Source organism: Streptomyces ipomoeae 91-03 (assembly GCF_000317595.1).
In the GTDB taxonomy this organism is placed as follows: domain Bacteria; phylum Actinomycetota; class Actinomycetes; order Streptomycetales; family Streptomycetaceae; genus Streptomyces; species Streptomyces ipomoeae.
This window is the reverse complement of record NZ_AEJC01000199.1, coordinates 1-26,002: the sequence shown is the minus strand read 5'-3', so window position 1 is coordinate 26,002 and position 26,002 is coordinate 1. Positions and strand designations below refer to the sequence as shown.

The window sequence follows — 26,002 nt, the reverse complement described above, 5'->3', positions numbered from 1 at the left end:
CTCCGGCGTTACCTTCGTGGGGCACTTTCATGGGGCCCGGGGTCGCGGGCCCGGCCGGGCGAGGAGGAGGGGCCGTGGCGGCGCAGTCGAAGGGTGAACACCGGATAGGGCTGCTGAACGGCTTCGCCGCGTACGGGATGTGGGGGCTCGTCCCGCTCTTCTGGCCCCTGCTCAAGCCCGCCGGATCGGTGGAGATACTCGCCCACCGCATGGTCTGGTCCCTCGCCTTCGTCGGCCTCACCCTGCTGGCGCTCCGGCGCTGGACCTGGGCCGCTGAACTGCTGCGCCAACCGCGCAGGCTCGCTCTGGTCGCGGTCGCGGCGGCGACGATCACCGTCAACTGGGGCGTCTACATCTGGGCCGTGAACAACGAGCAGGTGGTCGAGGCCAGCCTCGGGTACTTCATCAACCCGCTCGTCACCATCGCCATGGGCGTCCTGCTGCTCAAGGAACGGCTGCGGCCCGTGCAGTGGGCCGCGGTCGGCATCGGCTTCACCGCCGTCCTCGTGCTGACCATCGGCTATGGACGACCGCCGTGGATCTCCCTCTGCCTCGCCTTCTCCTTCGCCACGTACGGGCTGGCGAAGAAGAAGGTCAACCTCGGCGGCGTGGAGTCGCTCTCCGCGGAGACCGTGATCCTGTTCCTGCCCGCGCTGGGGTATCTGCTGTGGCTGGGCGCGCGCGGCGACTCCACATTCGGCACGGAGGGCTTCGGGCACATGCTGCTGCTGGCCGCGACCGGGCTGGTCACCGCCCTGCCGCTGGTCTGCTTCGGGGCCGCCGCGATCCGGGTGCCGCTGTCCACGCTGGGACTGCTGCAGTACCTGGCGCCGGTGCTCCAGTTCCTGCTGGGGGTCCTCTACTTCGGCGAGGCCATGCCGCCGGAGCGCTGGACCGGTTTCGCACTCGTATGGCTGGCGTTGTCGCTCCTGACATGGGACGCGCTGCGGACGGCGCGGACGACGCGAAGGCAGTTGGACGAACTGGAGGCGGCGGGGGCGGTCGCCGGGACCGAAGTTTCGGCCGCGGGAACGGCGGAGGCGACCGCGGGAACGGCGGAGACGATCGCCGGAACGGCGAAGGCAGTCGCGGGAACGGCGGACGCGATCAAGCCGGGCATCAACGGGCCGGGCATCAACGGGCCGGTGCGCGCCGACTCGGCGGCAAGGGTCGCGCCCGCCGACGCGAAGCCCTGACCAGGTACGTGAGAAACCCGGCGGCAGCCGTACGCCCCGGTAAACGAACCCCCTGTCCAAATAGCGCTCTTGACTGACAGTCAACCTCACCCGCACCATCCAGGCACCTCATTCACTCGGGTTTGCCATGGACACGCCAGCAGCGGCGTCCATCGCGATCCCCTTGGAATTCGGAGCCCCCCCCACATGAAGCTCTCTGTTCCAGTCACCGGGCGTGCCGCTGCCGCCGTGGCCGTCGCGGTGGCCACGATGTTCACCAGCGGATCCATAGCCGGGGCGACCCCCGCCCCCGATGTGGTGGCCGCCGCCGCGCCCGATCTGCCCGTGGCCAACATCAAGGCCCATCTGACCCAGTTCCAGTCCATCGCCACCGCCAACGGCGGCAACAGAGCCCACGGACGCGCCGGTTACACCGCCTCCCTGAACTATGTGAAGGGCAAGCTCGACGCGGCCGGCTTCACCACCACCGTGCAGTCCTTCACGTCCGGCGGCCGTACCGGCTACAACCTGATCGCCGACTGGCCCGGCGGCAATGCCGACCAGGTGATCATGGCTGGTTCACATCTCGACAGCGTCACCTCCGGCGCGGGCATCAACGACAACGGCTCCGGTTCCGCCGCCGTACTGGAGACCGCGCTGGCCGTGTCCCGCGCCAACTACCAGCCCACCAAGCATCTGCGGTTCGCCTGGTGGGGCGCTGAGGAGCTGGGTCTGGTCGGCTCCCGCTACTACGTCAACAACCTGTCGGCCGCGAACCGCGCCCGCATCAGCGGCTACCTCAACTTCGACATGATCGGCTCGCCCAACCCCGGGTACTTCGTGTACGACGACGACCCCACCATCGAACAGACCTTCAAGGACTACTTCGCGGGCATCGGCGTCGCCACCGAGATCGAGACCGAGGGCGACGGCCGCTCCGACCACGCGCCGTTCAAGAGCGCGGGCGTGCCGGTGGGCGGCCTGTTCACCGGCGCCAGCCGCACCAAGACGGCGGCGCAGGTCGCCAAGTGGGGCGGCACGTCCGGCCAGGCCTTCGACCGCTGCTACCACTCCTCCTGCGACACCACGTCCAACATCAACGACACCGCGCTGGACCGGAACTCGGACGCGGCGGCGTACGCGGTCTGGGAACTGTCGGAGTAAGGGCCCAAGAGGTACCAGGAGTCCCGAGGAGTCCCGAGGAGTCCCGAGGAGTCCCGAGGAGTCCCGAGGAGTCCCGAGGAGTCCCGAGGAGTCCTGAGGGGGTCCTGAGGAGTCCTGAGGGGGTACTGCGGATTCCGTACGTCTCCGGGGTCGGTCAGCGGCGTGGGCCCGCGGCCGGCCCCGGCTGCGTGGTGAAGGTCGACGGGCGGCTGACCACGGTGGTGGCGCGGTGTGCCGTGAGGGCGTGGGCATGGGCCGGGGTGGCCGTCGTCGAGCGCAGGCGGGACGCGACCGCGGTGGGCATCCCGGTGCCGTGGGCCAGGTCGGCGGTGACCGCGGAGCGGAGGGTGCCGATCCGGGCCAGGTGGCGTTGCCGCTGCTCCGGGGTGAGCGCAGCGGCATCGACGCCCAGGGCGGCCCGTACGACCGCCGGATGCGTCGGGATGGGCGCGGCGCCGTTCGCGGGCGCGCGGGACGGGTCCAGTCCGGCGGAACGGAGGGCCGCGGCGCGTGCGCTCCAGGGGGCCTCTTCGGGGGTACGGGGGTGGGGGGTGCTCTTGGCGCGGTGGTGTGGCCCGGTTCCGTACGCAGGTTGGCCCAGGGTGCGCCAACTCATGGTGCCGGTGAACTCGTTGAAGGAGACCTGGACTCGGGGGCGGGGGGTGGAGCGATCAAGAGTAGTGGAGCGTTCAAGAGTAGTGGGGCGATCGAGGGCCGTGGGGCGATCGAAAGCAATGGCTGCGGGGGCGGTGCGGTCGGAGGTCCTGTGCAGGGAGCGGCGGCGGGCCGCCAGGGCGACGGTGGTGTGGTCACTGGCCATGGGCATGTGGACTCCCGGCGTAGGGCGCGGCGTCGAGGGCGCGGGCGCGTTCGGCGAGACGGCCCATGCGGGTGCGGGCCTTTTCGAGTTGTTCGAGGTCGTCGGCGGCGGGGCCGGCGTCGGCCGCGAGTTCGGTCCATACGGTGATCAGGTCGCGGCCCAGGTGGAGTCCCTGGAGCGGGTCGCGGACGGCCCGCCAGGCCGCCGCCGCGCTCTGGATGTTGCCGTAGGCGGCGCGGGGGTCCTGCAGACGGTGGCGGAGGACGGCCAGGTCGAGGGAGAGATGGAAGGAGCGCAGGGCGTCACCGGCCAAGTAGGCGATGTACGCGGTCAGTTCGCGGATCCGCAGCACCTCGTGGTGCTGCGGGCCGAGGGCCGCCGTCGCCTGGGCCACGGTCTGCTCGGCCATCTCCGCGGCCTCGTTGATCCGGCCCATCTTCACGGCCTCGTTGATCCGCGACATGGGCTCCGCGAAGGGTGACGCCGCGCCGCCGTCCGTCTCCGCCGGGTCCAGCACGGCCTCGGCGACCGCGTCGAACTCCCGTACGGGGGTGGGCTTGGGGCCCAGGTCCTCTTCCATCACCTTCCACTCGGGAGCGGAGTACGGATCGGCCGCGGATTCCTCGGGAGTGGCCAGGGCCGGGGGTGCGTCGGTGGGGTGGGCGGAGACGGGCTCGGGTTCGGGTTCGGGGTTGACCTCGTGGATCGGGTTCGGGGTCACGGCGGGCATGGAGGCCGGCAGCGGAGTCGGCGGTGCGGCCGGAGGCCAGGGCTGCGGTTCCAGCGAGATCGGCTTCGGGGCAGGGAGCGGCACGGCGTCCCTGGGTTGGACGGGCGCCGAGTTCTGGTTCGGGGGCCACGGCTGGGGCTCCAGCGAGATGGGGCCGGGTGCCGGGGTGTTCGAGGTGTGCGACGGCTTCGAGTTCGCGGCTCCGTCGGGTTGCCAGGCGGACGGGGCCGACTGGGGCGGGGGTGGGGGCAGTTCGGGGCCGGTGGTTGCTTCGGTGACCGGGCCGAACTCACCCGTTGGGGGGACGACGGTGCCCGTGGAGGGGGCGGCGTCGCGGAAGGACTCGGGCGTCACGGGCACGGCGGGATCCGCGTGCGGGCCGGGGTTCTGCGTGTGCTCGGGCATCACCGACGCGGCAGGGCCCGTGTGCGGGCTGGGGTCCTGAACGGGCTCGGGCATCGCCGACGCGGCAGAGCCCGTGTGCGGGGCCGCGTCCCGGATGGGCTCGGAGGACGGGGTCGGGTTGTCAGGGGTGACCGGAATGCCCGGGAGGGTCAGGGGGAGGCCCGGTGTGCGGGGTGGTTGTGCGAGAGGGCCGTCCTTCGGTTCCGGCACCGCGCGCAGCACGAACGTCGACGGCACGGCACCGCCTGCCGCAGGCGCCGACTCCGCCGACTCCGTCGGCTTCGCCGCCTTGAGCGGCATCGTCCGGGGCTCCCGCCTCGGCCCGGCGTCCACCACCGCAGGCTCCACCGACGCGGACGCCGGCTTCGCTTCGGGGGCACCCGGCTCGGACGCGGACGCCGGCTTCGCCGCCGAGAGAGGCAGCATGTTCGGCTGCTGCTCAGCGGTTGCCGCGGTGACGGCCGGCTCAGCCGCCGACGCGGGCCTCGCCGCCGACAGCGGCAGTGTGTTGGGGTCTCGCTTCGGCTGCTCGGGGGCCTGCGCTGGAACGGCCGACTCCGCAGCGGGGGCGGCCGGCTTCACTGCCGACAGCCGCATCGTGCTCGGCTCCCGCCTTGCCTGAGGGGCGGGATCGGCCGGTTCCGGTCCGCCCAACTGGTCCTGAGCGTATGGCGCTTCGGAAGCCACCACCGGCATCACAGCCCAAGGTGCCGCCTCGGGCACGGGCGGCACGACGGAGGCGGGCCCCGGCGAGGCCATTCCAGCCGAAGCAGACCGCTCAGCTGCCGGGCTCGACACGTGCCGCGCCTCATACTCGTGCCGCGCCCCATGAGTGACCCCCTGCGCAGGCGCGGTCTCGGGCACGACCACTCGTTCCGGCATCGCCGGCGCCGCCGACTCCGGTATGGCGCGCAGTACATGGGTCGACTTGTCGCGATCCTGAGCGTGCGGGACCACCGGAGGCGCTGCTGAAACCGGAATCTCCGACGGCTGCTCAACGACAACTGCGGGCGTCACCGCAGCCCCCGCCGGTCGCTCGGCAACCGACACGGCGCCACCCCACGGCTCTCCCACCCGCACCGGCTCACCCACGTACCGGCTGGCCCCGTCCACGCACACTTGCAACGGCACCACGTATCCGATCCGCTCATCGTGGACCGTGGCGTGTACGGGGTGACCTGTCGCAAGGGCAATGCGGTGGAGGTGGTGAAGGACGGCGTCCTGGATCTCCTCGATGCCGGACGCGACGACCGGTACGCCGCCGATCGACGCAGTGCCCGCAGCCGGCCCGGCCGCGGGGACGTGGACGTCGATGGGCACCGCCGCCGGGGCGGCCGAGGACGCCGAGTGCTTCTGTTCCCGCTTCTTCTCTCGGCTGGGTCGACGCATGTGTTGCCTCACTCTGATGTGCCGGGGAACCGGCCCCCACGCTTAGTGCCAAGTCTCCCGGTTCGCTCCTGGTTTCACGTCACCATGGCGTCACAGACACGTCCCAGAAGCCCGGCTCGGCCTCTGCCCGTATGGCGAACGGTTCAGCGCTTGGGCCCGCCGTTGTTCCCCGGCGGTGAATTCCCTGGCTGCCGGGGTACGCGCCAAGGCCCGAGGCCGGAGATCTTGCCGGTCTGCTGGTTCGAGGAGCTCTGCGAGCCAGGGGTCCCCGAGGCCCTTCCCCTGAGGTGGAGTCCCGCTGCCTTGCTTATCGACGTTCCCGCGCCGCCGGTCTGCGGTGAGATTGATGTACCTGACGCGGCCGCGACCCCGCGCAGATGCTCCTGCGGTGTCTTGCCGCTGCCGGGCGTCGGCGTGGTGGCATCCTTCAGGAACTGCTTCTTCTCCTCCAGGCTCTTCAACTCACCGAACTGTTTCCAGAGCGGCTCGGCCGCCCGCTGGTCCACTCCCGCGTGCTTCAGTGCCTTGTCGAGGTCTTTGACGACGTTTTTGTCGGCGCGTCGGACGAAACTGTCCAAGACAGGCGCGAGCCTGCCGTCGGTCCGCCCGTCCCGGGACACCCAGGACCGCACCTGGTCAGTGAACCTCTCCCGCGCCTGCTGGAGTTCGCCCTTCCAGTCGCGCCCCGCGTTTCGGCTCCGGGCTGCCTCCAACGCGCTGTCGTGAACGGCGAGTATGGCGGCGGCCTTGACGGCTTCACGTACCTTCGGATCGCGATACTGCTCCGCGACGAGCACCGGATTGATACCCACCAGCGGCTGCTGGTCCAACTGTTGAGGTGACTGCTGAGGGCCCTGTGCGGTGACGCTCCGCGGACTGCCCATCGGCCCGTGCAATGTCTCCTCGATGACGCCGAGCGCGTCCTGGTTGCCGAAGGTCTGCGATCGCTGCTCCGGCAGGTACGGCTGAGGAAGCCCCTGCCAGACGGCGTCCGGTTCCTGGTGGAAGACGTACCCTTTCTTGGCTTCCGGGTGAGGGTCGTCCGGGGAGAGCGCCAGGAACGCGTATCTGCCCTGGATCTCCGTTTGCGGGTAGGCCGCGGACATGAGTTCCTGGACCGTGCCCTTGAAACTGGTGTCCACCACGGTGACCGAACTGTCTGGAAGCCCCATGCGGACTCCTGAGGCGCGAAGGTAGTCCGTGAGGTGCCGGTAGGAACCGTCGACATCCGCCGGGTCCACCTTGTTGCGGGCTCCGCGGAAGGCCTCGGCCTGCGGAAATCTTTCTCCGGCGTTCTTCTCAAGGTCCTGGAGTGCCGCATCGACCACGGCCCTGGACACCACCACCTCGCGACAGTGCCGGTCGAAGAACTCCGGATCGAGCCCACGCACGGCCGCAGCAAGGCTGTGGCCGTCCCGGCCGAGGAAAGCGATCACTCTGTCGGGGTTCTGCCGAACGTCCGACCGCAGGTCGTCGAGCATCTCCGCAGCGACGGATACCATGAACGGGCCGCTGTGCTCGCGGAATACCGAATACGCCTCCTCCACCGCCCGTCGCTGTGCAGGGTCCGTGAGGCCGTAGGCCGTGTGGACGTCGGCCACACGGCCATACAGTTCATCAACAGGGCGCAGAGTCATCAAGTGCCCTCTTCAGCCGGTGCCCAGGCCGGGTCCAGCCGTTGTGAGAGCCACCGCATGAAGGCGGGGTAACGGGCGGACAGGCTCAGCCAGACCGGCACGCCTACCTCGGAGCGGATGGTGCGTCCGATGCTGTCCAGCGCCACTGGCATCTTGTCGAAGTCGACGAAGGGCAGTTGGAGCGCGGCCGACAGGGCCAGTGCGTCATGCTGGATGGTGCCCGGGTGGAAACGTTCGAACCACTGCCGCATGTGTGCCACCAGCAGGGCGGCCCAGGCCGGTGCGTCCGGTGCGGCAAGGGCCCTGTGGACCGGATGGTCGGCCGTGATCTCGATGGCCGAGGTGAAGGTGACCTCGGACGTGACGAAGTACGGCGTCGGCAGCAGACCCTTGCTCACCGCGTCGAAGACCTTGTGCACGGACGACACGTCCAGTCGGAAGTTGTGCTCGGCCCGGCTGGGGTCGCGGTAGTTCAGGGCCCCGCCCATCTGGGTGACGTGGAGCCGGGAGGCGAGTTCGGGAGCGGCTTCCAAAACCAGTGCGAGATTGCTGAGAGGGCCCATGCCGACCCACTGCACGGGCCCCGGCACGGCCGCACACACGGCGCGCACCGCCGCTACCACGTCAGCTGACTGGGGAGGGAGTTCGTCGGGCACCAGGCCGTCCGCACAGAAGTATCGGGTATCCCCCAGGGAGACGCCCGAAACGACCGCGACATCCGTACGACCGGTCAGGTCCAGCAGAAACCTGGCGAACCTCGCCCTCGCTCCGTAGCCGACAGCCGGTCCGGTCTCGTCGCTGGTGAGCACCAGGGCCAGCCGCGGCAGGGAACGGGCCGCCGCCGCGACCGCCAGTGCGTCGTCGGCATCACCGCCGATGTCCGTGTCGATGATCACTGGCGCCGAGCGGAGATCCTCCGGCCAGTTCCCGGTGGCCCGCATACGGGCACTCAGTGCGGCCAGGCCCGATCCCGGAAGGGATTCCCCGGACTCGACGATGGCACGCCACTCGGCTCGGATGTCCTCTCTGGAAACACGTTCGTCGTCACGGCTCTCGCCCATGCCTACCTTCTTCCGTCCTCGGCAATGTCGCTGTCCTCCGCCCCCGACTGGTGGGGTGGAGGGAAAAACGGCAGTCTAAAAATGGCGGAACCTCGGCTCTCCACCAGTATCCGTGGCTTGCTCAAGGATCGATACGGCGTCGCCTTCGGCTTCATCGGAGTGATCCGCGTGCGCGTTCGGCGAGACGGTCCATGCGGGCGCGGGCTGCCTCAAGCTGACGAATTTCGACTGCGGCCGGGCCGCCGTCAACGACCAACTCGCTCCACAGGCCGATCAGTTCACGTCCGAGGGCCAGCCCCTGCGACGGGTCCCGCACGGCTCGCCACGCGGCGGCCGCGCTCTGCACATTGACATAGGCCCGCGCGTCTCTCTGCCGCCTGCGTATCCTGGCGAGTTCCATGGACAAGGTGAAGGAGCGCTGCGCGTCACCTGCCAAGTACGCGATGTAGGCGGTCAGTTCACGCAACTGCAGCACCTCGGGGTGCTCCTTTCCCAGGGTCTTCGTCGCCGACGCGATGCTCTGCTCCGCCATCGCCGCCGCAGACTCGATCCGGCCCCTCTGCAGGGCCTCGTTGATCCGCAGCACGGGTTCTGCGAGGAGGGACGGAGCGACAGCATCGGCCGGCGAGGGGACGGCCTGGGGCACCGAAGCGGCCACGGGAGCGGGTGCAGGGGCCGGTGCGGGCACGGAGGCGGCAGCGGGTGGCGGGGCCGTCGCCGGCACCGGGGGCGCTGCCGAACCCGGTGTCGGTGAAGACTCACCAGTAGCCGTCGAGGTCGGCGTCGGCTCCGGTGACATGGTCGAATCGGGTGAAGGATCCGATACGCCGCTGAGCAGCCACGTGGTCCGATCCCGCTCGTGCTGTCGTGGCGGCTCAGGGGCGACCTGGGTATCCGGGACCTTCTGTTGGGGCACAGCCATTGCGGCTCCCGCGTCCGCGATCACACTTCCGGCCAACCGCACCGGCTCACCCATGAAATGGCTGGAGCCGTCCGCCATTACCTGAAGAGGTGTGCTGAACCCGATGCGCTCGTCGTGGACCGTGGCGGCGACGGTGTGCCCCGTGGCCAGGACCAGGCGATGGAGATAGTTCAGAACCGCGTCCTGCACGCTCTCGCCGGGGCCCGCGACGACCGGCATACCGCCCACCGTCGCCTGCCCGTTGGAGGACACGTGGACGTCGATGGGCGTCAACCCCGACGCAGCAGCCTGCCCGGCGCCGGGCAGGCTCTGCTGTCGTTTCTTCTCGCCGCGGCTGAATCTGGACATCGCTTCCTTCACTGGGCGGACGGGTCGGCAGCCGGGGCCGACGAGTCCCCGGGGCTCGGCGGGGCCACGGCCTCGACCACGATGACGTCGTCCACACGCCACGGTTCACCAACAGCCGAACGTACCAGCTTGGTATAGGCGGTGAGTCGCGGTCCGTGGCCCGTCCAGCCGTCCCTGCCGTGCGCCTTGCCCTCCACCACGAGAGAACGGTGTGCCACCTTCTCGGTGTCCTGGGGCGAATCGTCCTCCAACTCGATGCTCACGGTCACCGTGGTCCAAGCTCGGTGCTGCGCCCAGGTGTTCCACTCGGCCCCGGGACCGCCGGCCGCCTGGTAGGACCGCTCAGCGGCCGCCTTGCGCTTCGAACACCAGCGGACCGCCCGCAACACGGCGTCGTGCGGGCTCGTGTCGTACTTGGTGTCGTAGCTGTACGTCATCTCGGCCCACACTTTGGAGACCGAGGTCGGGTCGCTGTCGTCCACGGCTCCCGGGTCGGGCACCTGCGCGTCGGGGCCCAGGGGCTTTCCAGACGGCACCGGCGCCTTGGGGGCGATGGAAGGCTGTGCCGATGCCGACCCGCCGCCCTGTCCTGTCGAACTCTGCCGATGATCGGGCAGTCCGCAGCCCGCCAGCAGAACCAGGCCGGTAGCGGACGCGAGCAGCCCGGCCATGGTCCTGCGCATCGCGCTTCCGGACCAGTTCCCCCGTGTCCATGACACCGCTGACGTCTGCTCGTGCAACCGGGTTCCGGCCGTCCGCATGGTGCCCCCCTCACATGTCCTTGCGGCCCTGTCCGCCGGAGCTTCCTTCGCACCCCGGACAACGCCGCCCATCGCCCGTCCCGCTTCCACTACTTCAGCCCCAGCCATGGCGCGGGATCGACATACTGCCCGTTTTCCGTGACTTCGAAGTGAGCGTGCGGGCCGGTCGAGAAGCCTGTGGAGCCGACTGCACCGACCCGCTGGCCGACCTTCACCTGCTGCCCCACGGAGACGCTGATGGCCATCATGTGGTTGTACGTCGTGGTGATCTTCTTGCCGTTGATGGTGCCGTGCGAGATGACCACGCGGTTGCCGTAGCCGTTGGACCAGCCCGCGAAGGTCACCTTGCCGTCCCGGGCAGCCATGAACGGCGTGCCCGCGGCAGCCGCGAGGTCGATACCCGTGTGCAACTTGCGAACGTGCAGGGTCGGGTGCATGCGCATGCCGTACGGCGAGGTGACCACCGGATCACCGGGCAGCGGCATGGCCATGCGCTGGCCCGCGGGTATCTCACCCGGCGGATCGTCGACCGACTCGTACTTGGGTATCAGCGACTTGATGCGAGCGACATAGTTCTGGGTCTCGGTGTAGGGCGGTATGCCGCCGTACTCCTCAACAGCTCCCGGGCCCGCGTTGTACGCGGCGAGCGCCAGGTCGAGGGTCTCGCCGGATGCCTTCCCGGCCTTCTTGTACCCCTCGACCTGGTCGGCGAGCGCACAGTCGTAGCGTCCCTGGGCCATGATGGCGTCACCCGGGTCGTACGGCGACGCACTGCCATTGCCATCGTCGTCCTTGCCCCAGGTCTGCCACGTTCCGGGCATGAACTGGGACAGTCCCTCGGCACCCACCGGTGACTTGGCGTTGGGATTCCAGCCGGACTCGGCCTCGATCTGGGCCGCGATGACGGCCGGTTTGATCGCGTCGCACAACGCACCAGCCTTCAGGACCCAGGGGACGTACTCGGCGGACACCGTGCCGTCATTGAGGCCGCCGCCGACGCTGCTCCCCTCGGCTGCGGCGTCTCCTCCGTCTCCCACCCCGACCATCATGATCACGGGCAGGATGACCATCGCGATACCGCCACCCACGATCCACGTGGTGGCGTTTCCCCCGCTCTGCGGCATCCGCTCCCCTCAGCGTCAAGTTGTAATGTGATGCGACCAGTTGAGTCTCATGGGTAATAGCCTTCGCGTAAGTAACCACCAAGTCACGGAATCGTCCCAAGGCATCCCGCAGCGTTACCTGCCACTCTGCCATCAGGGATGATCAAACCGTAAACCGCTAATCAGACATGAGGGGGAGTCGGCGGTGCAGGGGAACACCCCGAGCGGACCCGAGATCTGGCTTCGGGGGCCGGTCACCACACCCGAGCAGTCGGCACCGGCTCCGCCCGTCGCGGAAGTGCCCTCGACTGCACACCGATTGGCGTGGGTGGCCGCGCACGGCGGAGCGGGTACCTCGACTTTGGCGGCCGTCTTCGGCGGGATCGACGCCGGACGCAACTGGCCGCGCCCCGACCAAGGGGAGCCGAACTCCATACTGCTGGCGGCCCGTACACACGCGGCCGGGCTGCAGGCGGTGTCGTGGACACTCGATCTCTTCCGGCGCGACGATCAGCCGCCGGGGCTGAAACTCGCCGCCGTGGTCCTGGTGGCGGATGCACCGGGGCGTCTGCCCCGTCAACTGCTCCAGCGCATCAAGGTGATCGGTTCGGCGATCGAGGTCCACCGGGTGCCCTGGGTGCCCGCCTGGCGGACCGGCGACCTCACCGTTCCCGCACCGCGTGAGACCGAGGCGTTGGCCCGGCTGCTGGCGGAGGCGCCCCGACCCCCGGAAAGGCCGTGACGAGGAGTGACCAGTGCCAACGCCCGCGCCCAGCGTTAACAGTCCGCTACCAGAGATCGAGATCGACTCCAGCGTCCACACGAACCTCGACTACGTCCTCAGCATCATGGCCTGGCTGGTCACCGCCGCCGGAGTCGCGGGCCTGCTGTTCATCGGCATCCGCATGGCGATCGCCGTGAGAAACGGCGATCGCGAAGAACACGTGCGGGAGTTTCTCATGGTGATGAGCGCCTGTGTACTTGGCGCCACTGCGGGGCCGGTCGTGGAATTCGTCCTGTACGGCCCCAACGGCTGACGGGCCGCAAGTCCACACGGAACACGGAGGCCGCACAGAACCTCGTGCAAGGATGACCCTAATGTCACGGACATGTCATCCAGGGGTGCCGATTCCCTACATCGCTTGGGGAAAGGGCACCGAAGACGCCACGCTCACTTCGCTACCAGTAAGACACCGGTCGACAAGGCCGCCCAGAACGGGGAGAAAGCATGCTCAACGCGCTCGCAACCAAGGCCCAGAGCGTATTCCTGGCAGACAACACCGTCCCGGACCCGCAGAAGAACGCGCCGGACGAGCTCACCAGCAAGGTCGGAGACGTTCTCGACCTCGTCGCCTGGGCGGGCACCGCGGCCGGAGTGGCCGGAGTGCTGATCACCGGCGCCATGATGGCGATTTCCATGCGCCGAGGCGAGGGCTCCGAGCACATGGGCCGCCTCGGCATGGTCCTCGGCGGCTGCGTCCTGGTGGCCACGGCCGGCCCGATCGTGAACTTCGTCTTCTAGAGCGAGCGAGAGGAAGCTCGATCATGCTGAACTCCGGCCGCTCCCGGGGAGGCAGCGGGGAGTGGGAAAAGCCGTTTTGGCAGCAGCGGGGATGGATACTGTCCGCCGGCTTCCTGTTGGTTCTGCTCTTCATGGGTGCCGTGGCTCTGGTCGTTGGCGGCGGTGACAGCCAGACGGAGGCGAATGGTGGCTCGTCACCGGCCCCGAGCCCGACCACCACGCAGGCCGGAGGTGGGGCCGCCGACACCCGCCCTGCTGGCTGCCATACCGACGACAGTCAGCAGGACAAGCCCACGGAGGCCCCGAAGGACTTCCGGTGGAAGGCCAACGGCACCACCCTCGTCCCCGTCTCGAAGACCGCGGGCCCGCTCAAGTACGACGGTCCTATCTGGTACTGCTACGCGCACACCCCGATGGGGGCGGTGATGGCCGTCCACTCCATCACCGACCACCTCGGCTACGCGGGTTGGCGCGAGGTCGTAGAGCGGCAGGTCGTTCCAGGGGAAGGCCGTGATGCTCTGATCGCCAGCCGTTCACAGGAAAAGGACCGGTCACCTTCGGGCAAGGCCGAGGCCAGCGGATACGCCGGGTTCTCGGTGCTCGCATACAACAAGGACTGGGCAACGGTGATGTTCCTGATCCGCGGCCCGAGCGCGGGTGTGTACGGCACCGCTTCGGTGAACGTGCGGTGGCACGACGGCGACTGGAAACTCGACCCCGAACCGGACGGCACGATCTATTCCGGGATGGCACAGGTTAGCGGCACTACGGGCTTCGTCACCTGGGAGACATGAAATGGCCTGCACTCTGCTGGTAATCGACTGCCTCGGCGAAGGCCTGGAGTGGGGCCTGAACGAGGGCGGTCAGGCCCTCGCGGCCGGTGGCGTCGTGGCCTTCGCCAAGGCGATCGGCGAGGCCACGGAGACGGTCCTCGAGTCACTCAACAGCGTCTGGCTCAACGTCGACTCGGGCCCCGACGCCGACACCGCCATGACCAATATCATGGCGGCGAACAACTGGCTGGTGGGCTATGTGGCTGTGGCCTCCCTGCTGGTGGCCTGCATCCGGATGGCCGTCGACCGGCGGGGCCAATCGATGAAGGCCGCGTTCATGGGAATGTGGAAGGTACTTCTCGTCGGCGCGGTCGCGGTCCCAGTGGTCCAGGCACTCACCGCGGCTTCGGACACCTATGCCAAGAACGTCTACGCAGCCGCCGACCTCGATGACTCGGCCAACACGATCCTGGGCGTCCTGGTACTGGACCAGCCGGGTCTCATGCTCATCTTCGGTCTGCTCGTCATGCTCTCGACCGTCGTACAGATCTGTCTGATGTACATACGCATCGGCGTCATGATCATGCTGGTCGGCACCCTTCCGCTCGCGGCCGTGTCCTCGATGACCGGGTGGGGCGAGGGCTGGTGGAAGAAGCACATCGGCTGGCTGGCGGCCTGGCTGCTCTACAAGCCGGCAGCCGCGCTCATCATCTACGCGGCCACGTCGATGACACAGAACACCAAGGACGTCGGCCAGATCATCGCAGGCATGGCCATGCTGGCCATGGCCGTCTTCGCCCTACCCGCCCTCCTCAAGCTGATCGTCCCCGCCACCGCCGCACTCGGCAGCACATCCGGCGGCACGGTCGCCCTCAACTTCGCCAACAACGTGGCCAGCGGCGCGGTCAGCCTCGCGGGAGGCGGAGGAGGCGGAGGAGGCGGTGGCGGAGGGGGAGGCGGGAGCGCCTCGTCCGGCCCAAAGGGCTCCCCGTCCGCGGGTGCCGGCAGCCCGGCCGGCGGTGCGGGCGCTGCGGGTGGCGCCAGGGGCGCGGGGGCCGCTGGCGGAACAGCCGCCGCGGGAGCCGCCACCGGTGGCGCGGCCGTGGCCGTACAGGCCGCCGCGGTCGTGGCGCAGGCCCAACTCGCCGCAGCCACAGAGGTCATGAACTCCCTCGACGACAACGACGGGATGAAGGGCCACAACCAGTAACCCGTCGGATCGCCAACATCGGTCCGGGCTGGGGGAACACCTCGGCCCGGATGTCTCTCACCTGCCAGGCCATAACGCTGTGCAAGCCGGAAGAAGGAAAGCCCCATGTCCTCCGACGCCATGACGCGTCCCACGTACGGGAACTGGCGGCGCCCTCGCCGCCCCGGACTCGGGCCGCTGGGCCTCCTCGGTACCGTCGTCGCCTTCGGCGGGCTCCTGGTGGCGCTGCTGGCCTCAATGGTCTCCCTCGCGGCGGCCATCGTCGTGCTCGTGCCGGTGGGGCTCTTCCTCGCCCCGCTGGCTCTGCGCACGATGGACGGCCGCAACGTCTACCAGCTCGTCGCCGTCCGTATCGGCTGGATGAAGCGGAAGGCGAACGGCTCGACCACCTACGTCTCCGGGCCGCTCTCCCGGCGCCCCGGGGGCCGCTTCCAGCCGCCCGGCCTACTCTCCCGTACCAAGATGTACGAGGGCCGGGACGCCTACGACCGTGCGTTCGGCGTGATCCACCACCCGGGCCGCAACCTCTACACCGTGGTACTCGCCTGTGAACCCGACGGCGGCTCGCTGGTGGACCCCGAGCAGGTCGACGTCTGGGTGGCTTCCTGGGGCGACTGGCTGGCCCGGCTCTCCCACGAGCCCGGTCTGCGCGGCGCCCAGGTCGTCGTCGAGACCGCCCCGGACACCGGCACCCGGCTTGCCGCCGAGGTCCTCCCTCGTATCTCGCCCGACGCCCCCGCCGCGGCCCGCGCCGTGATGGAGGAGGTCGTCCAGCGTTACCCGGCCGCCTCCTCCGAGATGCACACCTATATCGCCCTAACCTACGGTCCGACCGGTGGCCCCAGGCGCGACATCGACGACGTCATCACCGACCTGTCCATGCGGCTTCCCGGTCTGCTGTCCGGTCTTGTCGCCGCAGGCGGCGGATCCGCTTACCCGCTGTCGGCCGAACGGCTCGCCGAGGTCGTCCGAGTGGCCTACGACCCGGCCATCGCCCCGGACGTACTCAGCGCTCGCGCCGAGCACACCACTACTGGCCTGGAGTGGGACGACGCCGGCCCAGCGGCAGCGGTCGAGACCGTCAACGCGTACAAGCACGACTCCGGCGTCTCGCGTACCTGGATGCTGACCCTCGCACCGCGCGGCACCGTCCGTTCCAGCGTGCTGCGCGGCCTGCTGGAGCCTGCCCCGGGCACCCGCCGCAAGCGAGTCTCGCTGATCTACCGGCCGATCGACCCGGCGACCTCCGCCCGGATCGTGGAGTCCGACCGCCGCTCCGCCCACTTCATGGCAAGCTCCCGGGGCGGCCTGGTGCAAGCACGCGCCACCTCCGAGGTACGCGCGGCCGAGCAGACCGCGGCCGAAGAGGCATCCGGTGCAGGCCTCGTGGAGTTCTCCCTGATGGTGACGGTCACCGTCGACAGCGAACAGGAGTTGGCCGACGCGTCGATCACCGTGCGCAATCTTCAGGCGTCCTCGCGCATCCTGATGCGCCCAGCCGACCGCATGCAGGCGTCCGCGTTCACCTGCACCCTGCCGGTCGGCCTGCTCCCGTGGGAGCACACCCTCGTTCCATACCAGCTCAGGGAGGCGCTGTGAGCAAGGGCAAGCAGCAACGACCGGCGCGCCCGGCCATGGCCCCGCCGCGCGGCTGGTACGGACCGGGCGGCGGTCAGGTCGGCTATGTCGACCCGCCCTCGATGTGGCGGGCGACCACCGTGCAGGCATGCGGGCTGTGGCCGTTCGCGGCCGGATCGGGAGCACCGATGACGGGCGTACCGCTCGGCCAGCACCTGCACACCGGCGCGACCGTGTGCGGCGACCCCATCTCCTGGTTCACCCGGGCCCGTTACATCTCCAACCCGTCGCTGTTCATGCTCGGCATGCCGGGCCTCGGCAAGTCCACGCTGGTCAACCGCATGCTGATCGGCATGTCGGCCACCGGTATCACCCCACTGGTCCTCGGCGACCTCAAGCCCGACTACGCGGACACGGTACGGGCGCTCGGCGGCCAGGTGATCTCCATCGGCCGCGGTGTGGGCGGCATCAATGTGCTCGATCCGGGTGCGATGGGCGAGGCCGCAGTGCGCATCGGTGGTGAGCGCGGGCGCGTTCTCGCGGCGGAAGCACACGGCCGCGTGCTGAACATGGTCGCGGCGCTCATCACCATCGTCCGCGGGCGCCCGATGGACGACCACGAACAGTCCGTCCTCTCCGCCTGCCTGCACCATTTGACGGAGCGTACGAAGCCGGGGCTGGCGCCTCTGCTGCCCGACCTGCTCAGGGTGCTGGACGAGGGCCCGGACAGGGTCCGCGCGGTCACGCTCGACCGTGGCAACGAGGCCCGCTACCAGGAAGCGGTCGACCCTCTCCACCGTTCGCTCCTGGGCGTACTGGACGGCCCTCTGGGCGACACCTTCGCATCCGAGACCTCGACCCGTATCGACCCCGCCTCGCCCGCCGTCTGCGTCGACATCTCCCGTATCGGCGAGGCGGACACACAGCTGACCGCGGCGGCGATGCTCGCCGCCTGGTCCGACGGGCTCGGCACGGTCGCCGCTGCGCACGCGCTCGCAGACGCAGGCCTCGCCCCACAGCGCTGGTTCTTCACCGTCCTCGACGAGCTGTGGCGCCCCCTGCGCGCCGCCTCCGGCATCGTCGAACGCATCGACGCGCTCACCCGTCTCAACCGGTCCCTCGGTCTCGGCGACGCCAAGATCACGCACACGCTGAAGGACGCGGAGGCTCTCGGTAGCGAAGCCGACCGGGCCAAGGCTCGCGGCTTCGTCGAACGGGCCGGCATGGTTGTGTGCGCGGGGCTGCCACGTACCGAGATGCGTGAACTGGGCGAGATCGTCGGTATGTCGGAGCGGGAGATCGAGCTGGTTTCGTCCTGGTCGTCGCCGCCCGGCTGGGCCAGCACCGGCGGCAACGAGGAGCCTCCGGGCCGGGGCCGCTTCCTGATCAAGGTCGGTGGCCGTCCCGGCATCCCGATCAAGGTGTCCATCACGGACACAGAGCGCAACCTGCACAACACCAACACCCGGTGGACCGGGAACGAACTGAACCTCACGAAGTCGACGGAGGCGTCGAGATGAGCACGCGCCCCGCGCGCAAGGGCCACTCCACCGGCGACGACCTGCTGCCCTGGATCATCCCCGGCGTGGCCGTCCTCGTCGGCGGATCCTTCGCCGGCGCCTGGCTGGGCGGCACGCTCGGCGCAGCGGTCTCGACCGGCGGCTGGAACCCACCGCCGTTCTCCCTGGACACCCTGGCGACCCTGGTCAAGGACGGTCCACGGGCCCTGTGGCCGACCGCCTCGGGCAGCGCAGTGGCGGCCGGCATCGCCACCGTTTTCGGGGTGTTCGTCGCGCTCGTGATCACCCTGGTAGTCCTCGTACGCGGCCGGGTGCAGCGCCCCGACGGCCTCGCCGGCCGCAAGGAACTGGTCGGCATGCTCCCGAAGGGCGCCGCTGAACGAGCACGCGCCCTGCGCCCGTCGCTCGCCAAGGCAACCAAGCTCGACCCGGATCAGACGGGCAACCTCCTGGGCAATCTGGAGCCGAACGGGCCTGAGCTCCGCTCCAGTTACGAAGACGTCGAGCTGGATCTAATGGCCCCGCGCGCCGGCAAGTCAACCGGAATCGCCGTACCCCGCGTCCTGCGCGCCCAGGGCAGCGTCCTGCTGACATCCAACAAGGCGGACGTCTACAGCGTCACCCGTGCGGAGCGCGAACGCGTCGGTCAGGTCTGGGTGTTCGACCCTCAGGGCATCGCGCACACACCGCGCACCATGTGGTGGGACATGCTCGCCGACGCCGCGACCATCGAGGGCGCCAGGCGGCTGGCCGGCCACTTCGTCGGCGCGGTAAACGACGACGCGTCGAAACGCGACTTCTGGATCTCGGCAGCGCAGAACACGCTCACCGCGCTCTTCCACGCAGCCAACCGCGGCGGGCGCGAAGTCGGCGAAGTACTGACGTGGCTCGCCGACCCGGCCGACCGCACCCCCATCGACCTGCTGCGCGACGCGGCCATGTCGGCGCTCGCCGATCAGTTGCAGGGCACCATCCAGGGTGCCGTGGAGACGAGGGACGGCATCTACGAGACGGCTCGCCAGTGCGTGGCCTGTCTCCTGGACCCGGCGATCGCCGCCTGGGTGACACCGGACCCTCAGATGCCGCAGTTCCTGCCGGAGCAGCATGTGCTCTCCCGCGACACTCTGTACCTCCTGTCGAAGGACGGCGGCGGCTCGGCCGCAGGTGTCATCGCGGCGGCCGCGGACTCGGTGCTGCGCGCGGGCGTCGTCGCCGCCGAACGGATGGGCGGGCGCCTCGACCCACCGATGACGGCAATACTCGACGAGGCCGCCAACGTCTGCCGTATCTCCGACCTGCCCGACCTGTACTCCCACCTCGGCTCCCGCGGCATCAACATCGTGACTCTGCTGCAGAGTTACCGCCAGGGTGCACGCGTCTGGGGCGAGGCCGGGATGGACGCACTATGGGGTGCAGCCACCATCAAACTTCTGGGCGCTGGCCTCGACGACGCCGACTTCGTGGAGAAGGTCTCCCGGCTGGTCGGCGAGCACGACGTGTCCACGGTCAGCTACTCCAAGAGCAAGGACGGCCGTTCCCGCTCCACCTCCTACCGCCTGGAGCGCATCCTGCCCGCCGATCGCATCCGTGCGCTCCCCAAAGGCACGGCACTGCTCCTGGCCACTGGAATCAAGCCCGCCATGATCAGACTCCGCCCCTGGTACGCCGAACCGGGCGCCGACCACATCCAGGCCGCCGCCCAGGCCGAAGTGAAGGCCATCACCGCCCGCGCCGCAGAGAAGGCCGTTCGATGACCACAGCCCAGGAACAAACCGAAGCGCAGCTGTTCATCCTCTATCTGGACGGCGAGGACTACGCCGAGGAGATGCGCAACCTGGCCCTTTGGGTGTCCGATCTTCTGCTGCCCGTGTACGGCCGCGAGGTCACCTCCCAGCAGCCCTGGTGCCCGCGCTGGTGGGAGCACCTTGAGGCGGTGGCCCGGCTGCACGCGCTGTGGTTGGCCTGGCAGGAATGCACCGACCCGGCGGCCGGCGCCTCGGGCCCAGCCGTCTGGCACCGGGACCACCTCGGCCCCGTACTCGCTGAACTCCGCTCCCCCACCGGTCCGTTCGCAGGGTGCAAGGAAGGCAGCCACCGGGCGAAGACCGCGCCGGTGGTCGAGGCGTACGACGGCTGAAGTTCGAGCGACGATCGGTGCGCTGGACGGTTCACTGGTGCATGCGGAGAGCATGAGATCGTCCGAGGCATCCGATGCCCAAGATTTCACCCGGGCGACCGAAGCCGGCGGGAGTATTCACTTGGACAAGAAGGAACGAAAGATGCGCAGGACGAAGGCAGCCGTGGCCGTAACTCTGGCAGGGGTGCTGCTCGCCGGTTGCAGCTCGGACGGGGACGGCGGCTCGGACACCGGCCAGGACGACAAGGGCTCGGGTACGAAGGCTCCTTCCTTGGCCAAGCTCACCGTGCCCTCCGCATACGACGGCGGCAAGGGGTGGGACCAGGAACTCGACTGGGTTCCGGAGAGCACCGAGTCCGAGATGCCGGTGACCACGGACGGGAAGACGGTCGCGTACATAACCCGGTCCAGTGACGGATACGCGGTCCAGGCACGGGACAGCGCTACGGGCAAGGTTCGGTGGACAGGCGCCCCCTACCAGGCGCCGACCGTGATCACCGACCAACCGTCGTACGGGTACGACGAGAGCAACCTCGAGATCCCTCAGGTCACCGTCATTCGGCAGGGCAGCCGCACCTACGTCGCGGCATGGGCACACGGTCGGCAAGAGGGAGACGCCCTCACCAAGAGCAAGGAAGTCGTGCAGGTCGACCTCTATGCGATGGACGCCTCCGGCACCTCCGTGGCTCCGCTGCACCGTGTCGCCGTACCCGTCACCGCCAGAGGGGGCACACTCAAGGTCTACGACGGGGGGAACGGAGCGGGACTGGTCGTCACGTGGGAGGAGTACTCCGACACGCTCGGCGCTTCCATCGACGCCACGACAGGCAAGCTCACGGAATACGACTCTTCAGAGGTCCGGATTCCCAAGTGCCATTCTGTCTGCACAGGCAGCGAGGTCGTGGCCGTCACCCCGGATGGTCCCGTGGCAGTGCACGAGTTGGGCGGCTTCGGCCTCGTGAACGGGTGGTCCTCTCAAGACGTCGCCCCAAGGGATGCCGATTCGGGAAAGGAGACATACAGCGGTGGATACGTGAGCGGAGTCATCGCCGGTGTCAGCGACGGCATGTTCCTCGCCCGCTGGAAGGGGGCCGACAACATGGATGCCACCATCTGGTCCGCGCACGACCTGGACACCGGCCGCCTCCTGGCCAGTACGGCATGCGGCGAAGACGGTACGGAGGACGTGACGGACGCCGTTGCCTCCCCCAACGGTCGCTACCTCGCCCTCAATTCCGTCGTCCTCGACGTCAAGTCGGGCACGGGGCTCTGCCTGGCCGGGGACGACACACACCGGGCCATCAATATCCGTGCCCTCGAAGACGACGGCACCGCGTACGGAGAGACCGACTCCGACAACGGCGCCAAGTCCCCGATCGAGCTGAAGGTGAGCACCAACTCGCCGAAGGCCCTGGCCGAGGGAACACAGATCCCGGCAGGAGTGCTGAAGGACCGGGCGCTGTTCACCGAGCGGGAGAACGGCGCGGGTCTACGCATCTCCGTTCGACAGAGGCGTTGAGCCCAGCTGCGCTCGACAGGCGAGCAGGTGGGCTGGCCGCCGGAACTCAGTACTCTCTGACGGCCGTTAAAAGTGAAGAAGCCCGAAAAGCCCATGCAGCCGCAGACTTCTTCCCTGCCACTCGCTCTCCTCCAGTCCGACGCCTTCGCGGCACTCTCGGCCGAGCAGATCGCCACCGGCGTACGCACCCGCGAGATTCGTGCCGTCGACGTGGTCGCCGCCTCGCTCGCTCGGATCGAGCGGGCGGAACCGGCGCTGTGCGCGTTCGTCGAGGTGTGGGCCGAGGAGGCGTTGCGGTGGGCGGCCGGGGTGGATGAGCGGGTCGCGGCGGGGGTGCGGCTGCCGTTGGCCGGGGTGCCGATCGGGGTGAAGGGGAGGAACGGGTCGCGTACGGCGTCGGCGCGGGCGTTGGTCGCGGCCGGCTGTGTGCCCGTGGGGGCGACCTCCGTGCCCGGCCCCGGCACCCCCTGGCAGACCTGGGGCCTCGGCTCGGGCGGACGGACCGTCAACCCCTGGCGGCCCGACCGGACGCCGGGCGGCTCCTCGGCCGGGTCCGCCGCGGCGGTGGCCGCGGGCCTCGTCCCGCTGGCGACCGGCACCGACGGCGCCGGGTCGGTACGGATCCCGGCCGCGTGGTGCGGCGTCGTCGGCCTGAAGACCACGAACGGGCGACTGCCCTCCGCCGATCGCACCGGCCTCGCGGCAGCCGGCGTCCTCGCCCGCCACGCCTCCGACGCGGCGGCGTACTGGCGCTGTGTGAGGGGGATCGGTGCGGGCGGCAAGCACCACGGGGTCCGAGAAAGCCCAGAAGCCGGCAGGTTGGCCTCGGCCGGCGAAGAGCCGGAGTCGGCCTCCGCCGCCTCACAGCCGTCCCCTCCGTTCACCGCCGTGTGGTCCCCCGACCTCGGCTTCGCCGACACCGACCCCGAGCCCGCCTCGATCGCCCACGCCGCCGCGCTCCGCCTCGCCGACACCGGTCTCGTACGGCTCGTACGACCCGGCGCACCGGTACACCTGGAGGACCCGGGACCCGCCTGGCTCGCCCTCCGCGCCGCGCCGGACACCGACCCGACGGCCGTGCGGGACGCCCACGAACTCCGTTCCGAGAACGACCGGCGGCTCGCCGCCCTCTTCGCCGACGTCGACCTGGTCCTCACCCCCACCACCCCCAACGCCCCGCACGGCCACGATGGTCCCGGCGACCGTTACTCCACGGCCCTCACCTGGGCGTTCAACCTCAGCGGCCACCCGGCCATGAGCATCCCGGCCGGCTTCGACTCGGACGGCTGCCCGGTCGGCCTCCACCTCGTGGCCCGGCACGGCGAAGAGTCCCTGCTGCTTCGCGTGGCGGCCGGTCGACAGAGGGGCAGAAGGGCAGAACGGCAGAAGATCACAAGAGAGCAAGAGAGCAAGAGAGAAAGCAGGCCCCCATGCGATGGACCGTCCACGGTGAACGCACCATCCACGACACCCCCTGGGTGCGGTTGCGGTCGCTGGATGTGGAGCAACCCGACGGCACCCGTTGCGACTACCACGTGGTCAGACTGCGGGATCTGGCCGTCACCGCGGCCGTGGACGAGCGGCGGCGGGTGCTGATGATGTGGCGGCACCGTTTCGTCACGGACACCTGGGGCTGGGAGCTGCCCATGGGGCTGGTCGAGGACGGGGAACGGCCCGAGGAGGCGGCGGCACGGGAGTTGGAGGAGGAGACGGGTTGGCGCCCGGGGTCGCTGAACGGACTGATCTACGCGCAGCCGGCGGCCGGGATCACCGACACCCGGCACTTCGTGTTCCGCACGGACGACGCGCGACGCGTCGGCGAGCCCACGGAACGCAACGAGTCCGACCGGCTGGAGTGGATCCCGCTCGCCGAGATCCCCGCGATGATCGGCCGCCGGGAGATCGTCAGCGGCGCCACGCTGGTCGGCGTCATGGCGCTCCTCCTCGACCTGCCGGCCCCCGACACCACCCTCGACCTGCCGACCCCCGACACCGCCACAGGCGCATGACCACACACACGCCTCGGTCCCCTTGCCCCCTCGGCAACGGCGCCGTTCGCACGTTTTCCGTACGCCGCCGCCGAGGCGGCGCGACCGGCCCCCACCAGTCCCCACTGGTTCACACCAGTCCCCCTCCCGGTCCACACCAGGCCCCACCGGGCGGCACCGGGACACACCAGCACACACCGGTCCGCGATCGCCCCGCGGTCGCCCACCGGCGACACCACCGCCTCGCCACGCCTCCAGCGGAGCGTCTACGCCGTGATGTCCTTCGCCGTGAACCTCGCCCACGCCGCCGAACCGAAGACGGCGGCGTACAGGGCTTGGAGGCCCAGGTTCTTCTGGAGGTCGTCCCAGTAGATCGGCTCACGCATGAGGTCGGCGAAGGAGAGCCAGTAGTGGGAGAAGAAGTACGGGTGGAGGGCGTCGAGCTGGGGGATCTGGTCGAGGATCTGCACGGTGATGAGAAGCCCGACCGTGGTGGCCATCGCCGCGATGCCGCTGTTGGTGAGGGTGGAGACGAACAGGCCCAGGGCGGCGATGCCGATCAGTGACGCGGCCACCGCCAGCGCGATCAGCAGCGCCCGGAACAGCCCCTCGGCGAAGCTGATATGGGTGCCGGAGATGGTCGTCAGGTCGCCCAGCGGGAACAGCAACGCTCCCACGATCAGGGCGGAGGTCGCCACGACGAGGGTCGCCACCAGGCAGAACGTCATCGTGGTCGCGTACTTGGTGAGCAGTAGCCGGGTCCGGCCCGCGGGGGCGACGAGCAGATAGCGCAGGGTGCCCGCGTTGGCCTCGCCCGCGATCGCGTCTCCGGCGATCACTCCGATCGCCATCGGCAGGAAGAAGGGGAGCGTCACCGCCAGGGCCGTGAACACCAGGAACAGCCCGTTGTTGGTGATCTGCGCGATGAACGCCGGCCCCGCGCCGCCGCCACCGCCCCCACCCCCGCCCGGTCCACCGGCCCCGGAACCGTCGCTCGTCTCGATCTTCACCGCGATCCCGACCAGGATCGGTACGGCCGCGAGCACGGCCAGCAGCGCGAGGGTCCGCCAGCGCCGGAAGGTGGTCACCAGTTCGCTGCGGAAGAGGCCGAAGGTCCACAGGAGCCTCGGCGCGCGGGTGACCGGCGCGGCGACTTCCGTCCCGCCCCCGGCCGACGCGGCGTCCGTCGCGGCCTTATCCCGGGCGGCTTCCGTCGCGGTCTTACTCCGGGCGGCTTCCGTCGCGGCCTCCCCACCACTCGTCTCAGCCCGCTCAGCCCGCTCAGCCCGCGACATCGAACCCCTCCCCCGTCAGTGCCACGAACGCGTCCTCCAGGGAGGCGCGTTCCAGGCCGAAGCCCCGGACGCGCACGCCCGCCGTGACGAGCGCGGCGTTCAGTTCGGCCAGGTCACGGTCGGCCGGTGGCGGTTCGGCCGTCACCCGGTCCCCGTCCACGGCCACATCGCCGACGCCCTGCTCCTTGAGCACCCGGGCGGCGTCCGCCGCGTCCGGCGTGGTGACGACGAGTCGGCCACGTGCCCCGGCGGCCAGTTCGGCGACCGGGCCCTGGGTGATCAGCCGTCCCCTGGCCATGACGGCGACGTGGGTGCACACCTGCTCGATCTCGTCGAGGAGGTGGGAGGAGAGGAAGACGGTGGTGCCGTCGGAGGCCAGCTCCCGTACCAGGGCGCGGATTTCACGCATGCCCTGCGGGTCGAGCCCGTTGGTCGGCTCGTCGAGCACGAGGAGGCGGCGCGGCTGCAGGAGCGCGGAGGCGAGGCCCAGCCGCTGTTTCATGCCCAGCGAGTACGCCTTGGCCTTCTTGCCGGCGGCTGCCGTCAGACCCACCCGGTCCAGCGCGGCGGCGACACGGGCACGCCGGGTGCGCGGGTCGGCGGTCGGGTCGGCGGCGTCGTAGCGGAGCAGGTTGTCGCGGCCGGAGAGGAAGCCGTACAGGGCGGGCCCCTCGATGAGGGCGCCCACGTGGGGCAGTACGGTCCGGGCGGCGCGCGGCATGGGGTGGCCGAGGATCCGTGCCGTGCCCGAGGTGGGCTCGATGAGGCCCATCAGCATGCGGATGGTGGTGGTCTTGCCGGAGCCGTTGGGCCCGAGGAAGCCGAAGACGCTGCCGCCTGGAACCGTGAGTTCCAGATGGTCCACGGCCACCTGGCCGCCGCGGAAGGTCTTCGTCAGCCCCTGGGTGTGAATGGCTGGTGCGTCCGTCATGGCTCCCCTCGGGT

24 protein-coding genes are annotated in these 26,002 nt (G+C 69.7%); 15 read left to right on the top strand and 9 right to left on the bottom strand.

What is annotated here, in order from left to right:
- Window positions 1–74: 74 nt before the first annotated feature.
- Both rarD and STRIP9103_RS13285 read left to right on the top strand, forming a co-directional pair.
- Window positions 75–1,196 carry an EamA family transporter RarD gene (rarD, locus tag STRIP9103_RS13290; protein WP_009309805.1) on the top strand — a complete coding sequence of 374 codons (1,122 nt, stop codon included), beginning with the start codon at window positions 75–77 and terminating at the stop codon, window positions 1,194–1,196.
- Window positions 1,197–1,382: 186 nt separating this feature from the next.
- A complete protein-coding gene (locus STRIP9103_RS13285; RefSeq protein ID WP_009309801.1) occupies window positions 1,383–2,339 on the top strand; it encodes a M28 family metallopeptidase in 957 nt (318 codons plus the stop codon).
- A 154-nt stretch (window positions 2,340–2,493) separates the two neighbouring features.
- Here the strand turns inward: STRIP9103_RS13285 and STRIP9103_RS13280 are convergent, their stop codons facing one another.
- Together STRIP9103_RS13280 and STRIP9103_RS51450 are read right to left on the bottom strand one after the other, a co-directional pair.
- Window positions 2,494–3,165 carry a hypothetical protein gene (locus STRIP9103_RS13280; RefSeq protein WP_181800416.1) on the bottom strand — a complete coding sequence of 224 codons (672 nt, stop codon included), beginning with the start codon at window positions 3,163–3,165 and terminating at the stop codon, window positions 2,494–2,496.
- Window positions 3,149–4,594 (bottom strand): hypothetical protein, encoded by a 1,446-nt coding sequence (locus tag STRIP9103_RS51450; protein ID WP_234022193.1) that lies wholly within the window; start codon window positions 4,592–4,594, stop codon window positions 3,149–3,151. The genes STRIP9103_RS13280 and STRIP9103_RS51450 overlap by 17 nt, the downstream gene beginning before the upstream one ends.
- Here STRIP9103_RS51450 and STRIP9103_RS51445 point away from each other — a divergent pair.
- The gene (locus STRIP9103_RS51445; protein ID WP_048820210.1) at window positions 4,584–4,916 is read left to right on the top strand and encodes a hypothetical protein; all 333 of its coding nucleotides are present in this window, start codon (window positions 4,584–4,586) and stop codon (window positions 4,914–4,916) included. The genes STRIP9103_RS51450 and STRIP9103_RS51445 overlap by 11 nt on opposite strands.
- Before the next feature lie 910 nt (window positions 4,917–5,826).
- Here the strand turns inward: STRIP9103_RS51445 and STRIP9103_RS13265 are convergent.
- From STRIP9103_RS13265 to STRIP9103_RS13245, 5 genes are all read right to left on the bottom strand, one after another.
- Entirely contained in the window at window positions 5,827–7,284 is a 1,458-nt protein-coding gene (locus STRIP9103_RS13265) for a hypothetical protein (protein WP_009309798.1), read from the bottom strand.
- A gap of 35 nt (window positions 7,285–7,319) precedes the next feature.
- On the bottom strand, window positions 7,320–8,381 hold the full coding sequence (locus STRIP9103_RS13260) for a nucleoside hydrolase (protein WP_009309777.1): 1,062 nt from the start codon (window positions 8,379–8,381) through the stop codon (window positions 7,320–7,322).
- Window positions 8,382–8,532: 151 nt separating this feature from the next.
- A complete protein-coding gene (locus STRIP9103_RS13255) occupies window positions 8,533–9,651 on the bottom strand; it encodes a hypothetical protein (protein ID WP_009309796.1) in 1,119 nt (372 codons plus the stop codon).
- An 8-nt stretch (window positions 9,652–9,659) separates the two neighbouring features.
- Window positions 9,660–10,334, bottom strand: a complete 675-nt coding sequence (locus tag STRIP9103_RS13250) for a hypothetical protein (protein WP_141582485.1) — start codon at window positions 10,332–10,334, stop codon at window positions 9,660–9,662.
- 167 nt (window positions 10,335–10,501) lie between these two features.
- Window positions 10,502–11,536 carry a peptidoglycan DD-metalloendopeptidase family protein gene (locus STRIP9103_RS13245; protein ID WP_009309783.1) on the bottom strand — a complete coding sequence of 345 codons (1,035 nt, stop codon included), beginning with the start codon at window positions 11,534–11,536 and terminating at the stop codon, window positions 10,502–10,504.
- Between the two features lie 184 nt (window positions 11,537–11,720).
- Between STRIP9103_RS13245 and STRIP9103_RS13240 the strand changes: the two genes are divergently transcribed.
- The 12 genes from STRIP9103_RS13240 to STRIP9103_RS13185 all read left to right on the top strand — a co-directional run bounded on the left by STRIP9103_RS13240 (window position 11,721) and on the right by STRIP9103_RS13185 (window position 23,783).
- The gene (locus STRIP9103_RS13240; protein WP_234022192.1) at window positions 11,721–12,257 is read left to right on the top strand and encodes a DUF6668 family protein; all 537 of its coding nucleotides are present in this window, start codon (window positions 11,721–11,723) and stop codon (window positions 12,255–12,257) included.
- 13 nt (window positions 12,258–12,270) lie between these two features.
- The gene (locus STRIP9103_RS13235) at window positions 12,271–12,552 is read left to right on the top strand and encodes a hypothetical protein (RefSeq protein WP_009309778.1); all 282 of its coding nucleotides are present in this window, start codon (window positions 12,271–12,273) and stop codon (window positions 12,550–12,552) included.
- Between the two features lie 191 nt (window positions 12,553–12,743).
- Window positions 12,744–13,037, top strand: coding sequence for a hypothetical protein (locus tag STRIP9103_RS13230; RefSeq protein ID WP_009309779.1), 294 nt, complete (start codon window positions 12,744–12,746; stop codon window positions 13,035–13,037).
- Window positions 13,038–13,060: 23 nt separating this feature from the next.
- Complete coding sequence (locus STRIP9103_RS13225; protein WP_009309792.1) at window positions 13,061–13,831, top strand: hypothetical protein; 771 nt, start codon at window positions 13,061–13,063, stop codon at window positions 13,829–13,831.
- Between the two features lies 1 nt (window position 13,832).
- Window positions 13,833–15,020, top strand: coding sequence for a hypothetical protein (locus STRIP9103_RS13220; RefSeq protein WP_009309790.1), 1,188 nt, complete (start codon window positions 13,833–13,835; stop codon window positions 15,018–15,020).
- 105 nt (window positions 15,021–15,125) lie between these two features.
- Window positions 15,126–16,619, top strand: a complete 1,494-nt coding sequence (locus STRIP9103_RS13215; RefSeq protein WP_009309780.1) for an SCO6880 family protein — start codon at window positions 15,126–15,128, stop codon at window positions 16,617–16,619.
- A gap of 35 nt (window positions 16,620–16,654) precedes the next feature.
- Entirely contained in the window at window positions 16,655–18,118 is a 1,464-nt protein-coding gene (locus tag STRIP9103_RS13210) for an ATP/GTP-binding protein (protein ID WP_234022194.1), read from the top strand.
- The gene (locus STRIP9103_RS13205; RefSeq protein WP_009309804.1) at window positions 18,115–19,872 is read left to right on the top strand and encodes a type IV secretory system conjugative DNA transfer family protein; all 1,758 of its coding nucleotides are present in this window, start codon (window positions 18,115–18,117) and stop codon (window positions 19,870–19,872) included. The genes STRIP9103_RS13210 and STRIP9103_RS13205 overlap by 4 nt, the downstream gene beginning before the upstream one ends.
- Complete coding sequence (locus tag STRIP9103_RS13200; protein ID WP_009309782.1) at window positions 19,869–20,255, top strand: DUF4913 domain-containing protein; 387 nt, start codon at window positions 19,869–19,871, stop codon at window positions 20,253–20,255. Before STRIP9103_RS13205 ends, STRIP9103_RS13200 begins: the two co-directional genes overlap by 4 nt.
- A gap of 142 nt (window positions 20,256–20,397) precedes the next feature.
- Window positions 20,398–21,774, top strand: coding sequence for a hypothetical protein (locus STRIP9103_RS13195; protein WP_009309788.1), 1,377 nt, complete (start codon window positions 20,398–20,400; stop codon window positions 21,772–21,774).
- Window positions 21,775–21,867: 93 nt separating this feature from the next.
- The gene (locus STRIP9103_RS13190) at window positions 21,868–23,370 is read left to right on the top strand and encodes an amidase (RefSeq protein ID WP_319283542.1); all 1,503 of its coding nucleotides are present in this window, start codon (window positions 21,868–21,870) and stop codon (window positions 23,368–23,370) included.
- A complete protein-coding gene (locus tag STRIP9103_RS13185) occupies window positions 23,253–23,783 on the top strand; it encodes an NUDIX domain-containing protein (protein ID WP_258539645.1) in 531 nt (176 codons plus the stop codon). Before STRIP9103_RS13190 ends, STRIP9103_RS13185 begins: the two co-directional genes overlap by 118 nt.
- Window positions 23,784–24,028: 245 nt before the next feature.
- Here the strand turns inward: STRIP9103_RS13185 and STRIP9103_RS13180 are convergent, their stop codons facing one another.
- Window positions 24,029–25,057 (bottom strand): ABC transporter permease, encoded by a 1,029-nt coding sequence (locus STRIP9103_RS13180; protein ID WP_009309806.1) that lies wholly within the window; start codon window positions 25,055–25,057, stop codon window positions 24,029–24,031.
- Entirely contained in the window at window positions 25,044–25,988 is a 945-nt protein-coding gene (locus tag STRIP9103_RS13175; RefSeq protein ID WP_009309800.1) for an ABC transporter ATP-binding protein, read from the bottom strand. Before STRIP9103_RS13175 ends, STRIP9103_RS13180 begins: the two co-directional genes overlap by 14 nt.
- Window positions 25,989–26,002 lie beyond the last annotated feature (14 nt).

What these genes read in the sequence shown, in the direction of transcription:
- STRIP9103_RS13260 (WP_009309777.1), bottom strand. Translation starts at nt 8,381, where the DNA reads ATGGGCGAGAGCCGTGACGACGAACGTGTTTCCAGAGAGGACATCCGA.
- STRIP9103_RS13255 (WP_009309796.1), bottom strand. Translation starts at nt 9,651, where the DNA reads ATGTCCAGATTCAGCCGCGGCGAGAAGAAACGACAGCAGAGCCTGCCC.
- STRIP9103_RS51450 (WP_234022193.1), bottom strand. Translation starts at nt 4,594, where the DNA reads ATGCCGCTCAAGGCGGCGAAGCCGACGGAGTCGGCGGAGTCGGCGCCT.
- STRIP9103_RS13245 (WP_009309783.1), bottom strand. Translation starts at nt 11,536, where the DNA reads ATGCCGCAGAGCGGGGGAAACGCCACCACGTGGATCGTGGGTGGCGGT.
- STRIP9103_RS13250 (WP_141582485.1), bottom strand. Translation starts at nt 10,334, where the DNA reads ATGCGCAGGACCATGGCCGGGCTGCTCGCGTCCGCTACCGGCCTGGTT.
- STRIP9103_RS13195 (WP_009309788.1), top strand. Translation starts at nt 20,398, where the DNA reads ATGCGCAGGACGAAGGCAGCCGTGGCCGTAACTCTGGCAGGGGTGCTG.
- STRIP9103_RS13220 (WP_009309790.1), top strand. Translation starts at nt 13,833, where the DNA reads ATGGCCTGCACTCTGCTGGTAATCGACTGCCTCGGCGAAGGCCTGGAG.
- STRIP9103_RS13200 (WP_009309782.1), top strand. Translation starts at nt 19,869, where the DNA reads ATGACCACAGCCCAGGAACAAACCGAAGCGCAGCTGTTCATCCTCTAT.
- STRIP9103_RS13230 (WP_009309779.1), top strand. Translation starts at nt 12,744, where the DNA reads ATGCTCAACGCGCTCGCAACCAAGGCCCAGAGCGTATTCCTGGCAGAC.
- STRIP9103_RS13190 (WP_319283542.1), top strand. Translation starts at nt 21,868, where the DNA reads ATGCAGCCGCAGACTTCTTCCCTGCCACTCGCTCTCCTCCAGTCCGAC.
- STRIP9103_RS13210 (WP_234022194.1), top strand. Translation starts at nt 16,655, where the DNA reads ATGGCCCCGCCGCGCGGCTGGTACGGACCGGGCGGCGGTCAGGTCGGC.
- STRIP9103_RS13175 (WP_009309800.1), bottom strand. Translation starts at nt 25,988, where the DNA reads ATGACGGACGCACCAGCCATTCACACCCAGGGGCTGACGAAGACCTTC.
- STRIP9103_RS13285 (WP_009309801.1), top strand. Translation starts at nt 1,383, where the DNA reads ATGAAGCTCTCTGTTCCAGTCACCGGGCGTGCCGCTGCCGCCGTGGCC.
- STRIP9103_RS13280 (WP_181800416.1), bottom strand. Translation starts at nt 3,165, where the DNA reads ATGCCCATGGCCAGTGACCACACCACCGTCGCCCTGGCGGCCCGCCGC.
- STRIP9103_RS13180 (WP_009309806.1), bottom strand. Translation starts at nt 25,057, where the DNA reads ATGTCGCGGGCTGAGCGGGCTGAGCGGGCTGAGACGAGTGGTGGGGAG.
- STRIP9103_RS13205 (WP_009309804.1), top strand. Translation starts at nt 18,115, where the DNA reads ATGAGCACGCGCCCCGCGCGCAAGGGCCACTCCACCGGCGACGACCTG.
- STRIP9103_RS13225 (WP_009309792.1), top strand. Translation starts at nt 13,061, where the DNA reads ATGCTGAACTCCGGCCGCTCCCGGGGAGGCAGCGGGGAGTGGGAAAAG.
- STRIP9103_RS13215 (WP_009309780.1), top strand. Translation starts at nt 15,126, where the DNA reads ATGTCCTCCGACGCCATGACGCGTCCCACGTACGGGAACTGGCGGCGC.